The organism is Actinoplanes octamycinicus (genome assembly GCF_014205225.1).
GTDB classification, from domain to species: Bacteria; Actinomycetota; Actinomycetes; order Mycobacteriales; family Micromonosporaceae; genus Actinoplanes; species Actinoplanes octamycinicus.
On sequence record NZ_JACHNB010000001.1, the window covers coordinates 4,664,293 to 4,686,992 of the forward strand.

Annotated in this window: 12 protein-coding genes; 8 read left to right on the forward strand and 4 right to left on the reverse strand. The window is 71.2% G+C overall.

Going from position 1 to position 22,700, the window contains the following annotated elements; all coding sequences use genetic code 11:
• Positions 1-109: 109 nt before the first annotated feature.
• Complete coding sequence (locus BJY16_RS20415; protein WP_185041187.1) at positions 110-673, reverse strand: CG0192-related protein; 564 nt, start codon at positions 671-673, stop codon at positions 110-112.
• A gap of 289 nt (positions 674-962) precedes the next feature.
• On the opposite strand from BJY16_RS20415, the gene BJY16_RS20420 reads away from it, so the two are divergent.
• Together BJY16_RS20420 and BJY16_RS20425 are read left to right on the forward strand one after the other, a co-directional pair.
• On the forward strand, positions 963-1,670 hold the full coding sequence (locus BJY16_RS20420) for a polysaccharide deacetylase family protein (protein WP_239177988.1): 708 nt from the start codon (positions 963-965) through the stop codon (positions 1,668-1,670).
• Positions 1,671-1,861: 191 nt separating this feature from the next.
• Positions 1,862-5,152 (forward strand): S8 family serine peptidase, encoded by a 3,291-nt coding sequence (locus BJY16_RS20425; RefSeq protein ID WP_185041189.1) that lies wholly within the window; start codon positions 1,862-1,864, stop codon positions 5,150-5,152.
• On the opposite strand, the gene BJY16_RS20430 is transcribed toward BJY16_RS20425, so the two are convergent.
• Positions 5,142-6,506, reverse strand: a complete 1,365-nt coding sequence (locus BJY16_RS20430) for an FAD-dependent oxidoreductase (RefSeq protein WP_185041190.1) — start codon at positions 6,504-6,506, stop codon at positions 5,142-5,144. The genes BJY16_RS20425 and BJY16_RS20430 overlap by 11 nt on opposite strands.
• Before the next feature lie 124 nt (positions 6,507-6,630).
• Between BJY16_RS20430 and BJY16_RS20435 the strand changes: the two genes are divergently transcribed.
• The 6 genes from BJY16_RS20435 to yicI all read left to right on the forward strand — a co-directional run bounded on the left by BJY16_RS20435 (position 6,631) and on the right by yicI (position 16,360).
• On the forward strand, positions 6,631-9,537 hold the full coding sequence (locus tag BJY16_RS20435; RefSeq protein ID WP_185041191.1) for a glycoside hydrolase family 3 protein: 2,907 nt from the start codon (positions 6,631-6,633) through the stop codon (positions 9,535-9,537).
• 288 nt (positions 9,538-9,825) lie between these two features.
• The gene (locus BJY16_RS20440) at positions 9,826-10,842 is read left to right on the forward strand and encodes a LacI family DNA-binding transcriptional regulator (RefSeq protein ID WP_185041192.1); all 1,017 of its coding nucleotides are present in this window, start codon (positions 9,826-9,828) and stop codon (positions 10,840-10,842) included.
• A 123-nt stretch (positions 10,843-10,965) separates the two neighbouring features.
• Positions 10,966-12,273, forward strand: coding sequence for an extracellular solute-binding protein (locus tag BJY16_RS20445; RefSeq protein ID WP_185041193.1), 1,308 nt, complete (start codon positions 10,966-10,968; stop codon positions 12,271-12,273).
• A gap of 58 nt (positions 12,274-12,331) precedes the next feature.
• Positions 12,332-13,213 (forward strand): carbohydrate ABC transporter permease, encoded by an 882-nt coding sequence (locus BJY16_RS20450; RefSeq protein ID WP_185041194.1) that lies wholly within the window; start codon positions 12,332-12,334, stop codon positions 13,211-13,213.
• A gap of 6 nt (positions 13,214-13,219) precedes the next feature.
• Complete coding sequence (locus tag BJY16_RS20455; protein WP_185041195.1) at positions 13,220-14,101, forward strand: carbohydrate ABC transporter permease; 882 nt, start codon at positions 13,220-13,222, stop codon at positions 14,099-14,101.
• 9 nt (positions 14,102-14,110) lie between these two features.
• Positions 14,111-16,360 carry an alpha-xylosidase gene (gene yicI, locus BJY16_RS20460; protein WP_185041196.1) on the forward strand — a complete coding sequence of 750 codons (2,250 nt, stop codon included), beginning with the start codon at positions 14,111-14,113 and terminating at the stop codon, positions 16,358-16,360.
• Between the two features lie 38 nt (positions 16,361-16,398).
• On the opposite strand, the gene BJY16_RS20465 is transcribed toward yicI, so the two are convergent.
• Both BJY16_RS20465 and BJY16_RS20470 read right to left on the reverse strand, forming a co-directional pair.
• Positions 16,399-19,494, reverse strand: a complete 3,096-nt coding sequence (locus BJY16_RS20465) for an NACHT domain-containing protein (protein ID WP_185041197.1) — start codon at positions 19,492-19,494, stop codon at positions 16,399-16,401.
• A gap of 72 nt (positions 19,495-19,566) precedes the next feature.
• On the reverse strand, positions 19,567-22,617 hold the full coding sequence (locus tag BJY16_RS20470) for an NACHT domain-containing protein (protein ID WP_185041198.1): 3,051 nt from the start codon (positions 22,615-22,617) through the stop codon (positions 19,567-19,569).
• Positions 22,618-22,700 lie beyond the last annotated feature (83 nt).

Sequence of the window (22,700 nt, forward strand, 5' to 3'; positions counted from 1 at the left end):
TTGGGCTTGAGGTCGTGGGTGGGGGCGGTTCGCTTCACATCGCTGACCGTGGGTTGAGTTTTTGGTACGGCCGTAGCGCGTGGTCAGGGTGCGCGGTCAGGGTGTTTGGTCAGGGGGTTAGGCGGGCTAGCACCAGCGGGGTGTCTACTCCGGACCAGTGGGCGGTCAGGGTGGCTTCGCCTGGGGTGGCAGGGGTGTCCGGGATGCGGATGATCTCCAGGGTGCCGTGGGCTTCGGGGGTGCCGGTGCCTTGGAGGAGCAGGGACGGTGGGCGGATCGTCACCTGGCCGTCGCTGTGGATCTCCTCCTGGGCCTGGGTGCCGGCGGTCTTGATCACGTTGGTCAGGACGGTGGTGAAGATCGGGTCGCCGCAGGCGTCGTAGACCCAGCGCTTGCCCAGGACGCTGTGGGTGGTGGTGCCGACCAGGAAGTCGTCGGCGCCGTCGAGCGGGGCGTCTCGGTAGGTCAGCGGGGTGTGCAGGACGGGGCCGTCGCCGGCTCGGACCAGCATGATCTCGATGCCTACGGCGCCGGCCGGGTCGTCGAAACGGCCGGCGGAGACTCGGGTCACCTCGGGGGCCGGTGGGCCGGGGTACCAGGGCTGGGTGGGCAGCCAGGTGCTGAGCAACTCCAGTTTTGACGGGCGGATCTCCGCCTTGTGCAGCAACGCCATGCCGCCCACCCTAAGGTCAGCGCACCCGTGACCGGGTTGCCTGTCATGAGGAACAGCACATTTGCACGTCCAAGTGAACATGGCACGGGTTCCTCAGCGTCTCAGGTCTGAGGACTCACCTACCGCGAGGACGCAGAGCATGGCGACGAGCAGGTTGTTTCGGGCAGTGGCCACCGGTGCGCTGGTGTCCCTGATAGCCGGCTGCAGTGCCGGCGGCCATTCCCCGGCGGGCCCGGCAACCCCACCCGCGACCAGCGCTTCCGCTCCGAGCCCGGATCCGTCCGGGGCCGTGCCGGCGACCCAGGCCGGCACGCCGGAGGCGGTCACCGCCGCGCTGGCCGCGCTTCCGGAGAGTCTGCGGCGCCGCATCCCGCAGTTTCCGCCGCCGCCCGCGCCGACCAAGCTCACCCTGCCGAGAGACGGGAAGGCCGGGATCTTCAAGCGGATCCCCACCACCGAGAAGATCGCCTTCATCACCATCGACGACGGCTGGCAGAAAGATCCGCTGGCGGCCAAGCTCTTCCAGGCGGCGAACGTGCCGATCACGCTCTTCCTGGAGGTCAACGCGGTCGACCCGGACCCGGAGTACTTCAAGCCGCTGCAGGCTGCCGGGGCCACCATCCAGAACCACACGATCAGCCATCCCACGATGACCTACCTGGGGTATGACGGGCAGAAACGTCAGATCTGCGAGGGTGCCGACCGCCTGGCGAAGTACTACGGCGAGCGGCCCACGCTGTTCCGCCCGCCGGGCGGCGCCTACAACTCCACCACTTTGCGGGCCGCCCACGACTGCGGGATGAAGGCGGTCTTCAACTGGACCGAGACCACCGACCACGGCAAGGTCTTCTACCAGCAGGACCCGCACGTGGTGCAGCCCGGCGACATCATCCTGATGCACTTCCGGCCGCGCTTCGTCGACGACTTCCTGGCCGTCCTCAAGGCCATCCACAAGGCCGGCCTGACTCCGGCCCGGTTGGAGGACTACGTCCCCTGAGGACTCCGTCTCCTGGCCGGCGTCCGGTATGGGCGGCCTGACCAGGGGTGGGTGTGTGCAGCCGTCCACTTTGGTCACGGGAAGGTCACGAACGTCATCGAGCGTAGTGACTTCCATGCGGATCGATCGGAGGATCCCGGGAGGAGCGCCGGAACATCCCTTCCGGGGCCCATCTCCCGGAGGACCCACACGTGAGACAACCATTCCGCTGGGGCCGTCGAACCTTCACCTCCGTCCTGGCGATCGGTCTGGCCGCCGGCGTGACGACGGTGAGCGGTTCGTTGCCGGCCGCGGCCGCACCGGCGCCCGTGGCCGAGGAGAACCCATCCGCCACCGAGGACGTCACCCCCAAGGAGTCGCCGGCCGAGACGCTCGGCTCGCACGACGCCGGACTGCTCGCCGAGGCCCTCGCCGAGCACCGCCCGAGCGTCACCCTGATCATCGCCACCGACCAGGGCCGGGCCGCCGACGTCGCGACCCGGGTGAAGGGCCTGGGCGGCACCGTCGCCCGGCGGTTCGACCAGGTGGGTTACGTGCTCGCCGCGGTGCCCACCGGCAAGGTGCTGACCACCGCGAAGCTGCCCGGCGTGGCCGGCGTCGACCTGGACGAGACGGTCCAGGTGCCGAAACCGGACCTGACCGCCGACCCGAACGCGGCCGGGCAGGGCAGCCCGCCCAGCGGGCCGGGCGCCGGCACTCCGGCCGACAACCCGTACCTGCCGGTCGGCGAGACCGGGTCGGTGGACTTCAAGCGGCAGCACCCGAGCTACGACGGGCGCGGCGTGACCATCGGCGTGATGGACTCCGGCGTCGACCTGGCCCACCCGGCGCTGCAGCGGACCACCACCGGCGAGCGGAAGATCGTCGACTGGGTCACCGCGACCGACCCGCTGGTGGAGAACGACGCGACCTGGCGGGCGATGCTCACCGAGGTGACCGGGCCGAGCTTCAGCTACCAGGGCGCGACCTGGACGGCGCCGGCCGGCACCTGGCGGATCAACCGCTTCAGTGAGGCGATCACCAAGGCGTCCGAGCCGGCCGGCGACGTGAACCGGGACGGCGACACCACCGACGTGTGGGGTGTCCTCTACGACCCGGTCAGCCACGACATCCGGGTCGACGTGAACCAGAACTTCGACTTCACCGACGACGCCGTGATGCGGCCGTACAAGGAGAAGTTCGACGTCAACTGGTTCGGTACCGACAACCCGGCGACGCCGGTCGCCGAGCGGATGCCGTTCGTGGTCGAGTACCGCGAGGACGTCGACCTCACCCCGGCCGGGCTGCCCGGCCAGGTCGCCGACTTCGTCAACATCGGCATCCCGGAAGGCCTGCACGCCAGCCACGTGGCCGGCATCGCGGCCGGCAACGACCTGCTCGGCAACCGGGTCCTGGACGGCCAGGCGCCGGGCGCCAAGATCGTCTCGTCGCGGGCCTGCTCGTGGGGCGGCGGCTGCACCGCGGCCGCGTTGACCACCGGCATGGTCGACCTGGTGGTCAACCGGCACGTCGACGTGGTGAACCTGTCGATCGGCGGCCTGCCCGCGCTGAACGACGGCTCCAGCGCGCAGGCGCAGCTCTACCAGCAGCTGATCACCAAGTACGGCGTGCAGCTGTTCATCTCGGCCGGCAACTCCGGCTCCGGTGTCAACACCGTCGGTGACCCGTCGGTGTCCACCGACGCGGTCAGCGTCGCGGCCAGCGTGAGCCGGGAGACCTGGCTGGCGAACTACGGTTCGGTGACCCGCAAGCCGCTGCAGCTGTTCCCGTTCTCGTCGCGCGGCCCGCGCGAGGACGGCGGCTTCAAGCCGAACATCTCGGCGCCCGGCTCGGCCATCTCGGCCACCCCGACCTGGGAGCCGGTGGCCGGCCTGGACACCGTCGGCTACACGCTGCCGATCGGCTACTCGATGCAGAACGGCACGTCGATGGCCGCCCCGCAGGCCACCGGCGGCGCGGCGCTGCTGCTCTCGGCGGCCAAGCAGCGCAAGATCACCGTCAGTCCGGCTCAGCTCCGCCGGGCGCTGTACTCGACCGCCGACCCGATCCCCGGCGAGCAGGCCTACGAGCAGGGGTACGGCCAGATGGACGTGCCGGCCTCGTGGAAGCTGCTCACCCGGATCTCCGACGTGCGCACCTACACCGCGTCGGCGCCGGTCTGCACCCCGCTCGCGCAGTACCTGCCCACCCCGGGCAGCGGCACCGGCATCTACAACCGGTGCGCGGCCGCGGACGGTGGCTTCACCGCCGGGCAGACCAAGGTCGTCTCGCTCGCCCTGACCCGGACGAGCGGCCCGAACCGGACCGTGCTGCACCGGATCTCGGCGTTCGGTGACCGCGGCGCGTTCCTGACCACGCCGGTGGTCGGGCTGCCGCTGAACAAGACCGTCACGATCCCGGTCCGGGTGACCGCCGGCCACGGGGTGACCAGCGCGCTGTTCAAGATCGACGACCCGGCCACCCCGGCGGTCGACTTCGAGGTGCTCAACACCGTGGTCACCGGCGTGGCGGCGAAGTCCCCGTCGTACGCGAACACCTTCTCCGGCTCGGTCGACCGCAACTCCACCACGTCGTTCTTCGTCACGGTGCCGCCGGAGGCCACCTCGCTGCAGGTCGACCTGGGCGGGCTCGCGGCCGGCTCGCAGACCCGGTGGATCGCGATCAACCCGTACGGCGTGCCGGTCGAGCCGACCTCCAGCCCGTACTGCTACACGAACTACTCCGACCCGGCGACCTGCAAGCCGGAGGAGCGGTCGTACGACAACCCGCTGCCCGGCGTCTGGGAGCTGGAGGTCGAGTCCCGGCGCACCTCGCCGCTGCTCAGCAACCCGTTCGCGCTGACCGCCAAGGTGCAGGGCGTCACGGTCGAGCCGGCCACCGTCACCCTGCCGTCCGTGCAGGTCGGCACGGCCACCCCGGCGACCTGGACGGTCGCCAACCGGTTCGGCCCGATCACCATCACCCCGCAGGGTGGCCCGCTGGGCAGTTCGCTGACCCAGCGGCCGACCATCGAGCAGGGCGGCGTGCAGGACTACACGGTGGTGGTGCCGGAGGGCGCCGCCCGGCTCGAGGTGGCCATCGGCAACCCCGCCGACCCGGCCGCCGACCTGGACCTGTTCGTCTACGACCAGAACGGCGTGGAGAAGGGCCGGTCCGCGGACGGCGACTCGGAGGAGGCGGTTTCGATCGCCTCGCCGGCTCCCGGCACCTACACCGTGGAGATCCAGGGTTACTCGGTGCCGGCCGGCTCGACCGCGTACGACTACCGGGACACCTACTACAGCCCGGCGCTCGGCACGGTCAGCGCGCCGAACACCCCGGTGGCGCTGGCGGTCGGGGCGAGCGCCTCGATCACCGGCTCGGTCACCGTGGCCGCGGTCCCGCCGGCCGGGCGGCACCTGTCCGGTCAGGTGAGCTTCGTGACCGACCAGGGCGCGGTCGTCGGCCGCGGCTCGGTGACCATCGGGACGGTCACCGGATAACGGGCCTGGTCACCACTTCCTCCGCCTTGCGCGCCGCGATCAGGATCGGATCCCAGACCGGCGCGTAAGGCGGGGCATAACCCAGGTCCAGCCCGGTCATCTCGCTGACCGTCATCCCGTTCCACACCGCCACCGCGAACGCGTCGATCCGCTTGGCCGCCTCGGTCCTGCCGACGATCTGGGCGCCGAGCAGCACCCCGGTGTCGCGCTCGGCGATCACCTTGACCGTCATCGGGACCGCGCCGGGGAAGTACCCGGCCCGGTTGGTCGACTCGACGGTGGCGGTCACCGTCGCGAACCCGGCCTGCGCCGCCTCCCGCGAGCTCAGGCCGGTGCGGGCCACCTCCAGGTCGCAGAGCTTGGTGACCGCGGTGCCGATCACGCCGGGGAAGGTGGCGTACCCGCCGCCGATGTTGATCCCGGCGACCCGGCCCTGCTTGTTGGCGTGCGTGCCGAGCGGGACGTGCACCGCGCGCCGGCTGATCCGGTGGTGCACCTCGGTGCAGTCGCCGGCCGCCCACACCCCGTCGGCCGCCCGCTGCCGCAGGTCGGTGCGGATGCCGCCGGTCGTCCCGAGCGGCAGCCCGGCCGCCTCGGCCAGCGCCGTGTTGGGCCGCACGCCGAGGCCGATCACCACGACCCCGGCCGGGATCGCCCCGGCGTCGGTGGCCACCGCGGCGATCCGGCCGTTCGCCGTCTCCAGACCCTCCACCGTGACGCCGGTGCGCAGCTCGATGCCGAGGTTGCGGATCGACGCGGCGACCAGCGCGCCCATGTCCTCGTCGACGGTGCCCATCGGCTGCGCGGCCCTCTCCACCAGGGTGACCCGGAGTCCGCGATTGATCATCGCCTCGGCCATCTCGACGCCGATGTAGCCGCCGCCGATCACCACCGCGTCCGCCGGTTTCTCCCGGTCCAGCCACTCGCGCAGGGCGCTGCCGTCCTCCAGGGTCTGCACGCCGAACACGCCGCCGGCGTCGGTCGCCGCCCAGGACGGGCGGACCGGGCTAGCGCCGGTCGCGTAGACCAGGTGGTCGAAGCCCTCGTGCCGGGTCCGCCCGGCGTCCCGGTCGCGCACGGTCACCGTGCGGGCGTCCAGGTCGATGCCGGTCACCTCGTGCCGGGTGCGCACCTCGATCCCGGCGGTGCGGAACGCCGCCGGGGTCCGCGCGATCAGCGCGTCCGGGCCGTCGACCAGGCCGCCGATCCAGTACGGGATGCCGCACGCCGAATAGGACACGAACCGGCCCATCTCGAAGGCCAGGATCTCCAAGTCGTCCGGGCCGCGTCGGCGCCGGGCCTGAGCCGCTGCCGACATGCCCGCCGCGTCGCCGCCGATCACGATCAGTCGCACCCGCCCATTGTGCCCGGTTCCGTGCCCCGGTTTCCGGCCGATTTCCGTTTGGTTATTGCTTCCCGCATCGGCCGGAATCTATGGTGAGCCGCAATCGTCGAAGCGCTTCGATTGGGAGAACACCATGCGGAGAAGACGCGGTCTGGCCCTGCTGGCGGCCGCCCTGCTCACCGTTCCGCTGACCGCCACCCCGGCGCACGCCGCCGAGACCTTGCCGTTCCGCGACCCGAGCCTGCCGCTGCCGGCCCGGATCGACGACCTGGTCGGCCGGCTCACGGTCACCGAGAAGCTCTCGCTGCTGCACCAGTACCAGCCGGCCATCCCGCGTCTCGGGCTCGCCGCCGTCAAGTCCGGCACCGAGGCCCTGCACGGCGTGGCCTGGTCCAACGACTACGCCGCCGGCGGCGCCAAGGTCGACGCGACGGCCACCGTCTTCCCCCAGGCGGTCGGCCTGGCCAGCACCTGGGACCCGGCGCTGATCCAGCGGGTCGGCACGGCGGTCGGCGACGAGGCCCGCGGGCTGCACGCGCGGAACCCGACGGTGTGGGGCCTGAACCTGTGGGCGCCGGTGGTCAACCCGCTGCGCGACCCGCGCTGGGGGCGCAACGAGGAGGGCTACTCCGAGGACCCGTTGCTGTCCGGGACCATCGCCACCGCCTACGGCCGGGGGCTGCAGGGCGACGACCCGGCACACCTGCGGACCGCTCCGACGCTCAAGCACTACGCGGCCTACAACAACGAGACCAAGCGTGACCAGACCTCCTCGAACGTGCCGCAGCGGGTGCTCAACGAGTACGACCGCAAGCCGTTCGAGATCGCCCTGCGGGCCGGCGCGGCGACCGGCGTGATGTCCTCCTACAACCTGATCAACGGCCGGCCGGCCACCGTCGACCCGGACCTGGCCGGCCTGGTGCGCGGCTGGAGCGATCAGCGGCTCTACAACGTCACCGACGCCTGGGCGCCGACCAACCTGACCGGCTCGCAGGGGTACTTCGCCACCCAGGCCGAGGCGGACGCGGCGGTGGTGCGGGCCGGGCTGGACAGCTTCACGGTCAACGACACCAACGGCGAGCCGACCGTCACCGCGCTGCAGCAGGCGCTCGACCAGGGGCTGCTCACCCAGGAGCAGGTGGACACCGCGGTCGGGAACGCGCTGAGCATCCGGTTCCGGCTCGGCGAGTTCGACCCGGACGGCGGGCCGTACGCGAAGATCCCGGCCTCGGTGGTGGACAGCCCGCCGCATCGGCAGCTGGCCCGGGAGACGGCGGCCGACGCGATGGTGCTGCTGAAGAACTCCGCCGGCCTGCTGCCGATCAAGGCGGGCGGCTCGGTCGCGGTGGTCGGCCCGCTCGCCGACACGCTCTACACCGACTGGTACGGCGGTCAGCTCCCGTACGAGGTCACCGCGCTCGACGGCATCACCGAGCGGGCCTCCTCGACGGTGACCGCGGCCGGCGCCGACCGGATCGCGCTGAAGGACGTCACCACCGGCCGGTACGTGACCGCTCTCGACCCGGACGCGGTCACCGCCACCGCCACCTCGGCCGACGCCGCCGCCCAGTTCGACGCGGTGGACTGGGGCGACGGGGTGTCCACCCTGCGCAACGCCGCGAACGGGAAGTACCTGGCCTACAACTGGGGACCGTTCGTCACCCACGACACCGCGCCGACCGGCTGGTTCGTCCAGCAGCAGGTCAAGGTGGAGGATCAGGGCGACGGCACGGTGGTGCTGCACTACGCCGGCTACGAGACGCAGGAGAGCTGGTTCGGGGCGAACACCTACGTGACCGTGGGCACCGACGGCAAGCTCGGTCTCGGCTCGGCGACCGCGGCCGGCGCCGCCCACTTCACCAAGGAGGTGCTGGTCGACGGCGTGACCACAGCCGCCGCGGCGGCCGCGAAGCAGCAGACCGCGGTCGTGGTGGTCGGCACCAACCCGTTCGTCGCCGGGCGCGAGGCGCACGACCGCACCGGGCTGAGCCTGGGCGCACGGCAGGAGGCGCTGATCAAGGCGGTCCGGGCGGCCAACCCGCGGACCGTGGTGGTGCTGCAGAGCAGCTATCCGATCGCGCTGGCGGCGCAGGACGTGCCGGGCGTCGTGTGGACCACGCACGCCGGCGCGGAGACCGGGCACGCGCTCGCCGACGTCCTCTACGGCGACGTCAACCCGGCCGGCAAGCTGACCCAGACCTGGCCGCGGTCGACCGCCGACCTGCCGGCCGGCCTCAACCAGTACGACATCGTCAAGACCGAGCAGACCTACCAGTACGCGACCACGACGCCGCTCTACCCGTTCGGGCACGGCCTGTCCTACACGTCGTTCCGATACTCCGGGCTCAAGGCCGGCGGCGGCAAGGTCAGCGTGACCGTGACCAACACCGGCAAGCGGGCCGGCGACGAGGTGGTCCAGCTCTACACCCACCAGCGGACCTCGCGCGACACCACCGCGATCAAGCAGCTGCGGGACTTCCGCAAGGTGCGCCTGGCGGCCGGCCGGAGCACGACCGTGACGTTCTCGCTGACGCCGCGCGACCTGGCCCGCTGGGACCAGACCCGGCAACGCTGGGTGACCGAGGCCTCGGTCTACGACATCCTGGTCGGCTCGTCGTCCGGCGACATCCGGCAGCGGGCGTCGCTGCCGGTGCGCGGCGAGACCGTCCCGGCCCGCGATCTGTCCACGGTGACCAGGGCGGAGACCTTCGACGACTACTCCGGCGTCCAGTTGCTCGACGAGAGCAAGGTGAGCGGGACGGTGGTCGGGGCGGTGACAGCCGGTGACTGGATCGTGTTCCGGGACGCGGCGCTCCGCGCGGGCAAGACCTTGACGGTACGGGCGGCCGGCGCCGGATCGGTGCAGGTCCGGGTGGGGTCCCCGACCGGACGGCTGCTCGGGACGGCGACCGTCGGTGACACCGGGAGCGTCTACGCGTACACCGAGGTGTCCGCGCCGCTGGCGGCCGTGAGCGGCCGGCGGGACGTCTGTCTGGTGCTCAGCCCCGGGTTGCGGGTGGCGTCCTTCCGGATCCGATGAGACTCGCGGCGGGAATCGGATGGGAGCGGATTCCCGCCGCGACCGGCGTGTGGCGTCCGGGTGTCCTGCGCACCCGGGCGCCGCACGCCACCCCTGTCACCGGGAACGCGCGCCATCGCCGCGAGACCACGATGCCGCCGACCGGAATGCGCGGCATCGCTCGGACATCAGCACCTGACCGGCTGCGGGACGGGTGGTCGGCGTGCCCGGGGCGTGCTCACGCAGGTGGTTAGGATCGGCGAGGGGAGCGCGGTCTTGGCGAGGGACCGGGGTACTTGGGGAGGCACTGTGCCGACGATCAACGACGTCGCCCGGGCGGCCGGGGTGTCGCCCAGCACGGTGTCGTACGTGTTGAGCGGCCGCCGCCCGATCTCCGCGGAGACCCGGGCCCGGGTCCAGGCCGCCATCGCCGAGCTCGGCTTCCACCCGCACGCCGGGGCCCGCGCCCTGGCCAGCAGCAAGACCAACGTGCTCGCCCTGGTGGCGCCGCTGCGGGTGGACGTCAACGTGCCGGTCATCATGCAGTTCGCCACCGCCGTGGTGACCGCGGCCCGCACCCACAACCACGACGTGCTGCTGCTGACCAAGGACGAGGGCACCGCCGGGCTGGAGCGGGTGGCGCACAGCACCATGGTCGACGCGCTGATCCTGATGGACATCGAGCGCGACGACGTGCGCCTGCCGGCCATCCGCCGGCTCAAGCAGCCGTCGGTGCTGATCGGCCTGCCCGCCGACCACGCCGGCATCGCCTGCGTCGACCTGGACTTCGAGGCCGCGGCCGGGCTCGCGCTGCGGCACCTGGCCGGCCACGGGCACCGGCGGATCGGGCTGGTCGGCCCGTCCCCGGCGGTCTACCGGCGGCAGACCACCTACGCCGACCGGTTCCTGGCCGGCTTCCTGCGCGCCTCGGCCGACCTGGAGCTGCGCACCGCGACCCACCCGACCGAGCCGGGCGTGGACGGTGTCCGGGCCGCGCTGGCCGACCTGGACACCGAGCTGCCCGGGTTGACCGCCCTGGTGGTGCACAACGAGGAGGCGCTGCGGCCGCTCCTCGACCTGCTGCACGCCGCGGGCCGGCGGGTGCCCGAGGACGTCGCCATCGTGGCGATCTGCCCGCGGGACGTGGCGACCAGCATGCCGGTCAACCTGACCTCGATCGACATCCCGGCGCACGAGGTCGGGACGATCGCCGTGGAGACGGCGATGCGGCTACTGGACCACCGCCGGGTCGACTACACCCGGCTGCTGGAGCCGAGCCTGATCGAGCGGGACAGCTGCCGCGAAATCCCGTCGTCACACCGTTGACATCTCCGTCGCTCGTTCCCTAGCGTCTGCGGCAAGGCCGTTGTCGAAGCGCTTCGACAAATCGCTGCGCTTCGTCGAAGCGCTTCGACAGTTCCCTTCCGCTTCCCCCTGGGAGGACCTCAGATGACACTTTCCCGACGTGGGCTGCTCGCCGGCGCCCTCGCGATGAGCGCTTCGATCGCCCTGGCCGCGTGTGGTGGCGGTGACTCGTCCGACGAGGGCGCCGACGCCAAGACCCTGACCCTCTGGCACTACGAGGGGCCGACCAGCGCGATGGGCGTCGCCTGGAACAAGGCGATCGAGATCTTCAAGAGCAAGCATCCGGGCGTCCAGGTGAAGTTCGAGGAGAAGAGCTTCGAGCAGATCCAGCAGAACGCCCAGATGATCCTGAACTCGGACAGCGCGCCGGACATCCTGGAGTACAACAAGGGCAACGCCACCGCCGGCCTGCTCTCCAAGCAGGGGCTGCTCACCGACCTGTCCGACGAGGTCACCAAACGCGGCTGGGACAAGAAACTGAGCGGCAGCCTGCAGACCACGGCGAAGTACGACGAAGACGGCATCATGGGCAACGGCAAGTTCTTCGGCGTGCCCAACTACGGCGAATACGTCATGGTCTATTACAACAAGGCGCTGTTCGACAAGTACAAGATCGCCGTGCCGACCTCGCTCGCCGAGTTCACCGCCGCGATGGACACCTTCGTCACGAACAAGGTCACCCCGCTCGCCGTCGGCGGCGCGGAGTACCCGGCCCAGCAGATCTTCTACGAGCTGGCGCTCGCCAAGGCCGACCGGGCCTTCGTCGACGACTACCAGCTCTACAAGAACAAGGTCGACTTCACCGGCCCGGTGCTCAGCTATGGCGCCACCACCTTCGCCGACTGGGTGCGGAAGGGCTACCTCAACAAGGACTCGGCCGGGATCAAGGCCGAGGACATGGGCGTCTCCTGGGAGCAGGGCAAGTTCCCGATCCTGATCTCCGGCAGCTGGTGGTACGGCCGGTTCGTCAGCGAGGTCAAGAACTTCGACTGGGGCACCTTCCTGTTCCCCGGCAACACCCTGCACCCCGGCTCCAGCGGCAACCTGTGGGTGGTCCCGGAGAAGAGCAAGGCCAAGAGCCTGGCGTACGACTTCATCGACATCACCATGTCGCCCGAGGTGCAGAACCTGCTCGGCAACAGCGGCGGCATCCCGGTCGCGGCCGACCCGGCGGCGATCACCGACGCCCGGAACAAGGAGCTGATCGAGAACTTCACCAAGCTCACCACCGGCGACGGCCTGGCGTTCTATCCGGACTGGCCGGCGCCCGGCTACTACGACGTGCTGGTCGCCGGCACCCAGGGCCTGATCAACGGCTCGAAGACCCCGCAGGCGTTCCTCGACGAGATCGCCAAGCCGTACCAGGAGAACCTGGCCGACCTCGGTAAGTGATCCATGTCGGGGGCGGCCTTCGTCAGGGGCCGCCCACGACGGAGAAAGGTTCCAGGTCGTGAAGAATCGCGGATACGCCGTCTTCCTCATCCCCGGCATCGTCGCCTCGACCGCGGTGATCATCGTCCCGCTGGTGATGACCATCTACATCAGCTTCACCAAGTGGACCGGGATCGGCAGTCCCCGCTGGGTCGGCTTCGACAACTACACCCGGCTCTTCCAGGACGCCACCTTCTGGGCCTCGTTCGGGCACATCATCCTGCTGATCCTCGCGATGGCGGTGGTGCCCACCTTCGTCGGCCTGGTCCTGGCCGCGCTGCTGTTCGACTACGTCGCCAAGCGGTTCTCCGACCGGTGGGCCTCGGCGCTGCGCTCCGGCTACTACCTGCCGCAGGTGCTGCCGGTCGCGGTCACCGGCATCATCTGGGGCTGGATCCTGCACCCGAGTTACGGCGCGCTGAACCGGATCCTGGAGTCGGCCGGGCTCGGCTCGCTGACCCGCAACTGGCTCGGCGACCCGAGGTACGCGCTGTACAGCGTGATGGCCGTGATGATCTGGTTCCAGCTCGGCTACCCGATCGTCATGTTCATGTCCGGCCTGCAGCGCATCGACCCGGAGCTCTACGAGGCGGCCGACCTGGACGGCGCGTCCTGGTGGCAGCGGTTCCGGAAGATCACCATCGCGATGATCCGGCCCGAGCTGTACGTCGTGCTGGTGACCACCACCATCGCCTCGCTCAAGATCTTCGGGCAGATCTTCGTGCTGACCCGGGGCGGCCCGAGCAACGCGACGCTGGTGCCGTCCTACTTCGCCTACAAGAACTTCTTCGAGAAGGCCCAGGTCGGGTACGGCTCGGCGATCTCCACGGTGCTGACCGTGCTGATCGTCGTGCTGGCCTTCGTCTTCCTGCGCCTGCAGAACCGTGCCGAGCGGAGCTGAGCGCCGATGACTGTCACCGCCACTCGCGCGCCGGAGTCCCGTACCGAGGAGAAACCGACGCTCCGGGAGCGGCGGCCGGGCCGCTTCCTCGTCCTGGCCGGCCTGCTCGTCCTGCTCCTGCTGATGGTCGCGCCGCTGCTCGTGATCGCGGTCAACGCGGTCAAGAGCCCGGCCGAGTACGCCTCGAACGGACCGCTGTCGCTGCCCGGTCACCTCTACTGGGACGGCATCGTCGACTTCTGGAACCGGGTCGATTTCGGGCTCAAGCTCGGGAACAGCTTCATCACCAGCCTGGTGGTGGCGGTGCTGGCGGTGATCCTGTCGGTGTTCAACGCCTACGCGCTGGGCATCGGCCGGGTCAGGGGCCGGATCTGGTTCCTGGTCTTCTTCCTGGTCGCCAACCTGCTGCCACAGGAGGTGCTGGTCTACCCGCTGTACTACCTGTCCAAGCAGCTCGGCCTCTACGACAGCCTGTTCTCGATCATCATCATCTTCACCGTCGTCCAGAGCGCCTTCGGCACCTACCTGCTCACCTCGGTCTACGCCGAGTTCCCCAAGGAACTGCTGGAAGCGGCCGCGATCGACGGCGCGGGCAGATGGCGGGCGCTCTGGCGGGTGGTGGTCCCGGTCAGCCGGCCGACCCTCGCGGTGCTGTTCACCTTCTTCTTCATCTGGACCTGGAACGAGTTCTTCCTGCCGCTGATCTTCCTGATCTCCAACGACAACCAGACCGTCCCGGTGGCCCTCGGCGTGCTCCAGGGCGACCGGATGATGGACGCCACGACCACCAGCGCCTCGGCGCTGATCGGCATCATCCCGGCGATGGTCTTCTTCCTGATCTTCCAGCGGACCCTCACGCGCGGCATCGCCGCCGGCGCCATCAAGTAAAGGATCTTCATGAAGTTCACCGACGGCTATTGGCGTAAGCGTGACGGCCTCACTGTTCTGCACCCCGCGCACCACCTGGACAGTGCCCCGGGGCCGGAGTCGCTGACCGTCTATGCCGCCACCAGGCGGATCCAGGATCGCGGCGACACCCTGGACGCTCCGCTGATCACGGTCACCCTCACCGCGCCGATGAACGACGTCATCCGGGTCACCGTCGAGCACTTCCAGGGTGTCACCCATCGCGGGCCGGACTTCGCCCTGGAGGAGAGCACTGCCGACATCTCGGTCAGCGAGACCTCCTTCACCTCCGGCGCGCTGACCGCCCGGATCAACAACGGCGACAACTGGGCGCTGGACTTCCTCGCCGACGGCAAGCGGATCACCGGCAGCGGCTGGAAGGGGATGGGCATCGTCTCCTCGCCCGGCGGCGCCTACGTGCACGAACAGCTCGATCTGGGCGTCGGCGAGGTGGTCTACGGGCTCGGCGAGCGCTTCGGACCGCTGATCAAGAACGGCCAGAGCATCGACATCTGGAACGAGGACGGCGGCACCAGCTCGGAGCAGTCCTACAAGAACGTCCCGTTCTACTTCACCAACGCCGGCTACGGCGTCCTCGTCGACCACCCCGGCAAGGTCTCCTTCGAGGTGGCCTCCGAGATGGTCACCCGCACCCAGTTCAGCGTGGCCGGGCAATCGATGTCTTACCTGGTCATCCACGGTCCGACCCCGGCCGACGTGATCCGCAAGTACACCGCGCTGACCGGGCGGCCGGCGCTGCCCCCGGCCTGGTCCTTCGGGCTCTGGCTGACCACCTCGTTCACCACCTCCTACGACGAGGAGACGGTGAACAAGTTCGTCGACGGGATGGCCGACCGGGACCTGCCGCTGAGCGTGTTCCACTTCGACACGTTCTGGATGCGCGAGTTCAACTGGTGCGACTTCGAGTGGGACACCCGGATCTTCCCGGACCCGCCGGGCATGCTGAAGCGCCTGGCCGGCAAGGGGCTCAAGGTCTGCCTCTGGATCAACCCCTACATCGCGCAGCGCTCGCCGCTGTTCGCCGAAGGAAAGGCACAAGGCTTTCTGGTACGCACCGTCGAGGGCGACGTCTGGCAGTGGGACCGCTGGCAGGCCGGCATGGCCCTGGTCGACTTCACCAACCCGGACGCCCGGGAGTGGTACGCGGCCAAGCTGCGGGCCCTGGTCGAGATGGGCGTGGACGCGTTCAAGTCGGACTTCGGCGAGCGGATCCCGGTCGACGGCGTCGTCTGGCACGACGGGTCCGACCCGGAGCGGATGCACAACTACTACACGCAGCTCTACAACCAGGTCGTCTTCGACGTGCTGCGGGAGGCGAAGGGCGAGGGCGAGGCGGTGCTGTTCGCCCGCTCGGCCACCGTCGGCGGCCAGCAGTTCCCGGTGCACTGGGGCGGGGACAACACCGGCACGTTCGAGTCGATGGCGGAGAGTCTGCGCGGCGGGCTGTCGCTGATGTCGTCCGGGTTCGGTTTCTGGAGCCACGACATCGGCGGCTTCGAGGGGCTGCCCGACCCGGCGGTGTTCAAGCGGTGGGTGGCGTTCGGGCTGCTCTCCTCGCACAGCCGGTTGCACGGGTCGAAGTCGTACCGGGTGCCGTGGAACTTCGACGAGGAATCGGTCGACGTGCTGCGCTTCTTCACCCACCTCAAGTACCGGCTGATGCCGTACCTGTTCGGGGTGGCCCGGGAGGCGCACCTGACCGGCCTGCCGGTGATGCGGCCGATGGTGCTCGGCTTCCCGGACGACCCGGCGGCGACCTACCTGGACCGGCAGTACCTGCTCGGCGGGGACCTGCTGGTGGCGCCGGTGTTCAGCGCGGCGGGGGAGGTGTCCTGCTACGTCCCGGCCGGCCGGTGGACCCGCTACCTGACCGGCGAGGTGGTCGAGGGGCCCGGCTGGGTCCGCGAGACGCACGACTTCTTCAGCGTGCCGCTGCTGGTCCGGCCGGGCGCGGTGATCCCGGTCGGCGCCCGCCAGGACCGCCCGGACTACGACTACCGCGACGGCGTGACGCTGCGCCTGTTCTCGCCGGCCGAGGGCCGCACGGCCGTGGTGGTGCCCGGCCCGGCCGGCGCCGACACGGTCTTCACGGTGGTCCGCGAGGGCGCCGAGATCCGCGTGGGCCGCAGCGGCGAGGCCCTGCCGTGGCGGGTCCAGCTCGGTACGGCGATCACCGACCTGGCCGCGGATCAGGACAGCTGCACCCTGACCCTGGGCTAGCGCACCGGTGACCGGCGGGACCCACCAGGCCCCGCCGGTCACTCCGGCCCGCCGCTGATCCGCTCGGTCACCTCGGCGACCAGCGCCTGGTTACCCACCTTCGCGAGGGTCTGCTCCGCGGCGGGGGTGAGGCGGGTGCGCACGAACGACCTGGGCGACGTGAAGATCCGCAGCAGCACGTCGGCGATGAGCGTGGGCGATGCCTGGTCGTCCGCGCGGAGGCGGGCCAGGACCAGCGAGCCGTACCGGATGTAGTCGTCGTCCGTCCAGGTCGGGAAGTCGGCGGCGGCGATGTCGGCACATCTGCGGTAGGCCGCCGGGGTGGGCCGCGTCCACAGATCGAGCAGGGCGTGCATGGCGGACGGCGCGGCGTCGTCCCACCAGCGCACGAAGGTGTTGACCGCGACGCCCAGCCGGCTGGACAGCGGCTCCAGCGCGTGCTGGACCACGTCGTCGCCGACGTCGCAGAGCAGGTTCTTCTCGCGCCGCAGCTGGTCCGGGTGCACGTTGTGATAGGTCGCGGCGTACCCGGACCGCTCCGGGCTGCCCGGCGGCACCGCGAACGTCCAGTTCGGATCGACGCGTGGTGGCGCGGCCGGCCCGGCCGCGAGGCGGAGCCGGATCTCCCTGTGCTCACCCGTCCAGCAGCGTTCCAGGTCGATCGCGGCCACCAGGCTGCTCCAGCCCTCGGCGCTCAACTGGGAGCGCCAGAGCAGGGCCTGCGCCTGCCAGACGTCGACCGGGTCCGGCTGGTCCGGATACAACCGGGTGCCCGGCACCTCCTCCGCGAGGCAGAGCAACAGCAGCAACAGGTTCGCGGCGTACGCCGCGTAGCGGGCCGGCTCACCGGGGGACCGCGGCCGGTAGTCGCCGAACCGGGGCGTCGGCGGCACCTGATTGACATCCCGGAAGAGCCTGGTCAGCATGGCGCCGAGCAGGCCACGCTCGGCGGCGTCCGCTGCCGAGACCATCGTCTCCAGGAATTCCAGGATCGGGCCGCGCAGGCTGAGCGGCTGGAACGAGAGCAGGGCGCGCAGCAGGTCGTCGTCGGCCGGCGACGCGCCGAACGCCATGGTGGACGCCGCCTCCCGGGCCGCCATGTCGCGCAGCACCTGCCAGGTCAGGCCGGCGACGAAGAACTCGCCGAAGGTGGCGTGCAGGAACTCGTAGGTCTCCAGGCGGGCGTCGTCCCGGGCGGCCCGGGCCCGGTGGATGAAGAAGAAGCGGCCCAGAGTCAGCTCCGCGTCGCCCAGCGGCGAGCGCAGGTCGGTGGCGATCCGCGTCCGGGACGGACCGAGCAGGGCGGTCAGGTCCGCCTCCAGATCAGTCTCGGTCACCCACAGCGTGGCGCGGTTGAACATCGCGAACGCCACCACGGACAGCCGGCGCAACTCGCCGGCCACTGCCGCCCGCAACTCGGCATCCGGCAGGCCGGGGCGGTGCTTGACGATCTCGCGGACCGCGAAGGTGTGCAGCAGCTGCTCGTAGAGCTGATCGGCGCGGAGGTCGGCGCCGAGGCGCTGCAGCGCGTTGCCGTCCGCGTCGTAGAGCGCGAGCATGAGCAGCAGCAACGGCTGCGCGGCCAGCTCCCGGTGAGCGAGCACGGTGTCCGCCGCGAGGGGCCGGAGCCGCCGTGCCGTGAAGTTCGCCGCGTTGCCGCGGTTCCAGATTTGGAGCCAGGCGGCGATCCGCTCGTCGTCGAACGGCTCCAGCCGCAGCGCGACCGTCTCCTCCGGGGCGCGGGCCCGATCGGCGACCGCGATCCTGCTGGTCACCAGCACCGCGACCGGCCGGCCCTGGTCGGCCTCACGCTGCTGGAAGCGGGCCACCCGGATCAGGTAGTCGGTCTGGCTGACGCCGACCGCCTGGAGCAGCTCGTCGAAGCCGTCGAGCAGGATCACCGGCATCGCGTCGCCGGCCGAGCGGGCCAGGGCCGGCCACTCCACCCGGTCCCCGATGGCCTCCCGGACGGCGCGTTCGATCTGGTCCTGCACGCTGTCGGCGGCGGGCACGTCCCGCAGGATGACCCGGACCGGCAGGAAGTCGGCGGCCGGCAGCCGGGCGGCCAGGATCCGGGTGAGCACCGACTTGCCGGAGCCCGGCTGGCCGAGCACCAGCAGCGGAGCGCGGACCGCCTGCGGTGCGGTCAGGTGGCCGATCAGGAACTCCTGCAGGTCGTCGCGGACCGGGAAGTCGGCCCACCAGGACTCTTCGCTGATCTGGGCGGCGGAGGCGACCGGAGCCGCCCGGAACCGGGGCGGGACGTAGCCCTCACCGAGCTCCGGCACCCGGATGCCGTCCGGCACGTCGCCGGACTCGACGATCTGCCGGTCCAGCTCGGCGCGGTAGGCCAGGGCCAGGCTCGCCCGGCGCTGGTCCGGCGCCCGGCCGGTGGAGATCGCCTCGAGGGTCTCCTGCAGCCCGGCCAACGCGGTGCGGGTGGCCCGGTGCTCGCGCTGGCTCGCCCAGCACGCCACCTCGGGGAAGTCGGCGACCAACCGGCGGAACAGCTCCTCGTACCGCTCGACGGCCCGGGCGGGCACCGCGTCCATGGCCAGGGCGAAGCGGTCCCGCTCGGCGGCGGTCAGCCGCTCCCAGACCGCCAGCCCGGTGATGAACCGGCCGACCGACTCGGCCAGGGCCCGGTAGTAACCGTCCAGGGCGCGCAGGTAGGACTCCGGGGCGTGCTGCGGCGACGGCAGGATCGCCGCGGCGGCGTCGATCCGGCGCGCCACGGTCAGCACGTGATCGGCCGGGTTCACCTCGTCGAAGGTCCCGCTCAGGGCGCCCTGCTCGGCCTTCGTCAGCTGGAGCTCGCCGAACCGGAAGGGCAGCGGGCGCTCCGCCATCGCCTCGAAGAACGCGGCGACCACGAGGACCGTGTGCGCCGCCTCCAGCCGCTCGGTGCGGCTGTGCCGGGACAGGCCGGCGCGCCGCTCGGCGAAATCCCGCACCAGCTCGTGGCTGAGCCGGACCAGTTCCGCCTTGGCGTCGAAGAGCCCGAGCAGCGCGGGCACGGCCGGGGTGGCGGCCAGCAGCACGCCACCGACGACCTTGTCGAGGGCGGCGACGACCTTGCTGTCCTGGCCGCCGAGCAGCCGGACCGCGTCCGAGTAGCCGAGGGAGCGAGCCATGCGTCCATGATGGCCGGACCCGGTGGGCCGGCGCGCCCTTCGGACGAAGGGTTGACCCGGCCGGACGAGCGGTCACTCCAGCCGGCGGATGTCCTCCTCGGTGAGACTGAGTTCCCGCCGGGCCCACTCGCTGAGCGTCTGCTGAGCCCCGGCGTCCGCCATGGCCGGGGCCTCGACCAGCTGCTGGAAGATCTTCCCGGCGGCCTCCGGCGAGACGGTCCGCCCGGCCCGGAGCCGGTCCAGGAGAGCGGACAGGACGTAGCGGTAGGTGGTGCCGGACCAGGGCAGTCCGGCGGTCAGCAGGTCCGCCACGCGCTGGGCGGTGCCGGCCGACGGGTTCGCCCAGAAGTCGACGAGCAGGTGGGCTGCCGAGGCCATCTCCGCGCGTCCGACCCGCACGAAGGAGTTGACCAGGGAGGCGGGCACCTTGTTCAACGGCTGCACGGCGTGGTGCACCATGTCGTCCAGCACGCTGCACTGGAAGTAGGCCTTCTGCCGGATCTGGTCGAGGCTCAGGTCCGGCATCAGCAGCGCGTCGCCGTGCTCCTCGAAGATCCACTCCGGTTCGAAGGTGACCTCGGTGAAGCCGTGCAGGGACAGCCGCAGGTCGCGACGTCCGTCCACCTCGACCCGGCTCAGGCCGATCGCCGCCACCAGGCTGGTCCAGCCGTCGACGGTGAGCAGCGCCCGCCACAGCAGGGTCTGCGAGTGCCAGTCGTCGACCGGGTCCGGCGGCGCCGGATAGAGCTCGCTGCCGAGCACGAGGCGGTCGCAGCAGAGGGCGAGCAGGAGGAGGTTCGCGGCGTAGGTCGCGTAGCGGGCCGGCTCGCTCGGCGACTGCGGGCGGTAGTCGGCGTAGCGGATCCCGGGCGGCGTGTGGTTGACCGCGCGGTAGAGGCGCACCAGCAGCTCCCGCAGGGACTGCCGCCGGTCGGCGTCGGCCGTGCCGGCCATCTGGTCCAGGAAGTCCAGGATCGGGCCGCGGGCGCTCAGCGGCTGGAACGACAGCAGCGCGCGCATCAGGTCGTCCTCGGCGGGACCCGCGTTGAACGACATGGACGACGCCGCGTCCCGGGCCGCCAGGTCGGTGAGCACCTGCCAGGTGAGCCGGGCGACCAGGTACTCGCCGAAGGTGGCGTGCAGGAACTCGTACGTCGGGAAGGCGGTCTCGTCCGGCAGGGCCCGCGCCCGGTGGATGAAGAAGAAGCGGCCGAGTGTCAGCTCGGCCTCCGGCAGCGCGGCGCGCATCCCGGCGGCGGCGCCCGGACCGGCCGGGCCGCAGATCTGCAGGGCCGCCAGATCGCGGTCCAGGTCCGCCTCGGTGACCCACTGGACGGAGCGGTTGAACATCGCGAACGCGACCACCGACAGGCGCCGCAACTCGTTCTCGACCGCGGCGCGCACCTCGCGGTCCGGCAGGCCCGGCCGGTGCTTGCCGATCTCGCGGAGCGCGAAGCTGCGCAGCAACTGCTCGTAGAGCTCGGTGGCGCGCAGGTCGGACCCGGCCCGCTGGAGCGCGTTCCGGTCGGCGTCGTAGAGCGCCAGCATGAGCAGCAGCAGCGGCTGCCCGGTCAGATCGCGGTGCTGCAGCACGACCTCCGGGGCGAGCGGCCGGAGCCCGGCGGCGGCGAAGTTGGCGGCGTTCACCCGGTTCCAGATGTCCAGCCAGAGGGCCACCCGCTCGTCGTCGAACGGCTCCAGGCGCAGGGCTGTCGTCTCCTCGGGCGTGCGGGCCCGGTCGGCCACCGCGGTCCGGCTGGTGACGATCACCGCGACCGGGCGGCCCTGGTCCGCCTCGCGACGCTGGAACCTGGCCACCCGCACCAGGTAGTCGGTCTGGCTCACCCCGACCGCCTGGAGCAGCTCGTCGAAGCCGTCGAGCAGGATCACCGGCATCGCGTCGCCGGCCGATCGGGCCAGGCCCGGCCACTCGACCCGCTCGCCGGTCGCCTGCCGGACGGCGTACTCGATCTGGTCCTGGATCTCGTCGAGGGCCGGGGTGTCCCGCAGGACGACCCGGATCGGCAGGAAGTCGGCGGCCGGCAGCCGGGCGGCCAGGATCCGGGTGAGCACCGACTTGCCGGAGCCCGGCTGGCCGAGCACCAGCAGCGGAGCGCGGACCGCCTGCGGCGCGGTGAGGTGACCGATCAGGAACTCCTGCAGGTCGTCCCGGGCCGGGAGGCGCGACCACCAGGACTCCTCGCTCACCTGGGCGGCGGAGGGAACCTGGCACACCCGGAACCGGGGCGGGACGTAGCCCTCGCCCAGCTCCGGCACCCGGATGCCGTCCGGCACGTCGCCGGACTCGACGATCTGCCGGTCCAGCTCGGCGCGGTAGGCCAGGGCCAGGCTCGCCCGGCGCTGGTCCGGCGCCCGGCCGGTGGAGATCGCCTCGAGGGTCTCCTGCAGCCCGGCCAGGGCGGTGCGGGTGGCCCGGTGCTCGCGCTGGCTCGCCCAGCACGCCACCTCGGGGAAGTCCGCGACCAGCTGCCGGAACAGCTCGTCGTAGCGGGTGACCGCCCGGTCCGGCAGAGCGCGCAGCGCCTCGGAGAACCGGTCCCGCTCACCGGCCCCGAGGCGGTCCCAGACGGCGAGGCCGGCGACGAAGCGCTGGGTCACGGTCGCGGCCGCTTCGTAGTAGTCGCGCAGGAAGATCCGGAACACCTCGGCAGACTGATGGGGAAGCGGCGGGACCATGGTGTTGCCGACCAGGTGGGCGAAGATCCGCGCGTCATCCGCGACCGCGCCCGGCGGATTGCCGGCGCCGGTGACGGCCAGCTGCTCCGCCTTGGTGATCTCCAGATCCCGGAACTCGATCGGCAGGTCGCTGTCCGCCATCGCCTCGAAGAAGGCGGCGACCACGATCACCAGGTGGGCCGCTTCCAGCCGCTCGGTGCGGCTGTAGCGGGACAGGCCGCTGCGCCGGTCGGCGAAGCCGCGGACCAGGTCGTGGCTGAGGCGGACCAGCTCCGCTTTGGCGTCGAAGAGGCCGAGCAGTGCCGGGACCGCCGGGGTCGCGGCCAGCAGCACCCCGCCGGTGATCTTCTCGATCGCGGCGACGACCTTGCTGTCCTGGCCACCGAGCAGCCGGACCGCGTCCGAGTAACTGAGGGAGCGAGCCATGCCGTCCATCATGGTCGGTGGTCACCACGCGGTTGACCCGCCCCGGGCGGGTGGGTCAAGATAGCGAAGTTACCTGCGGGTAA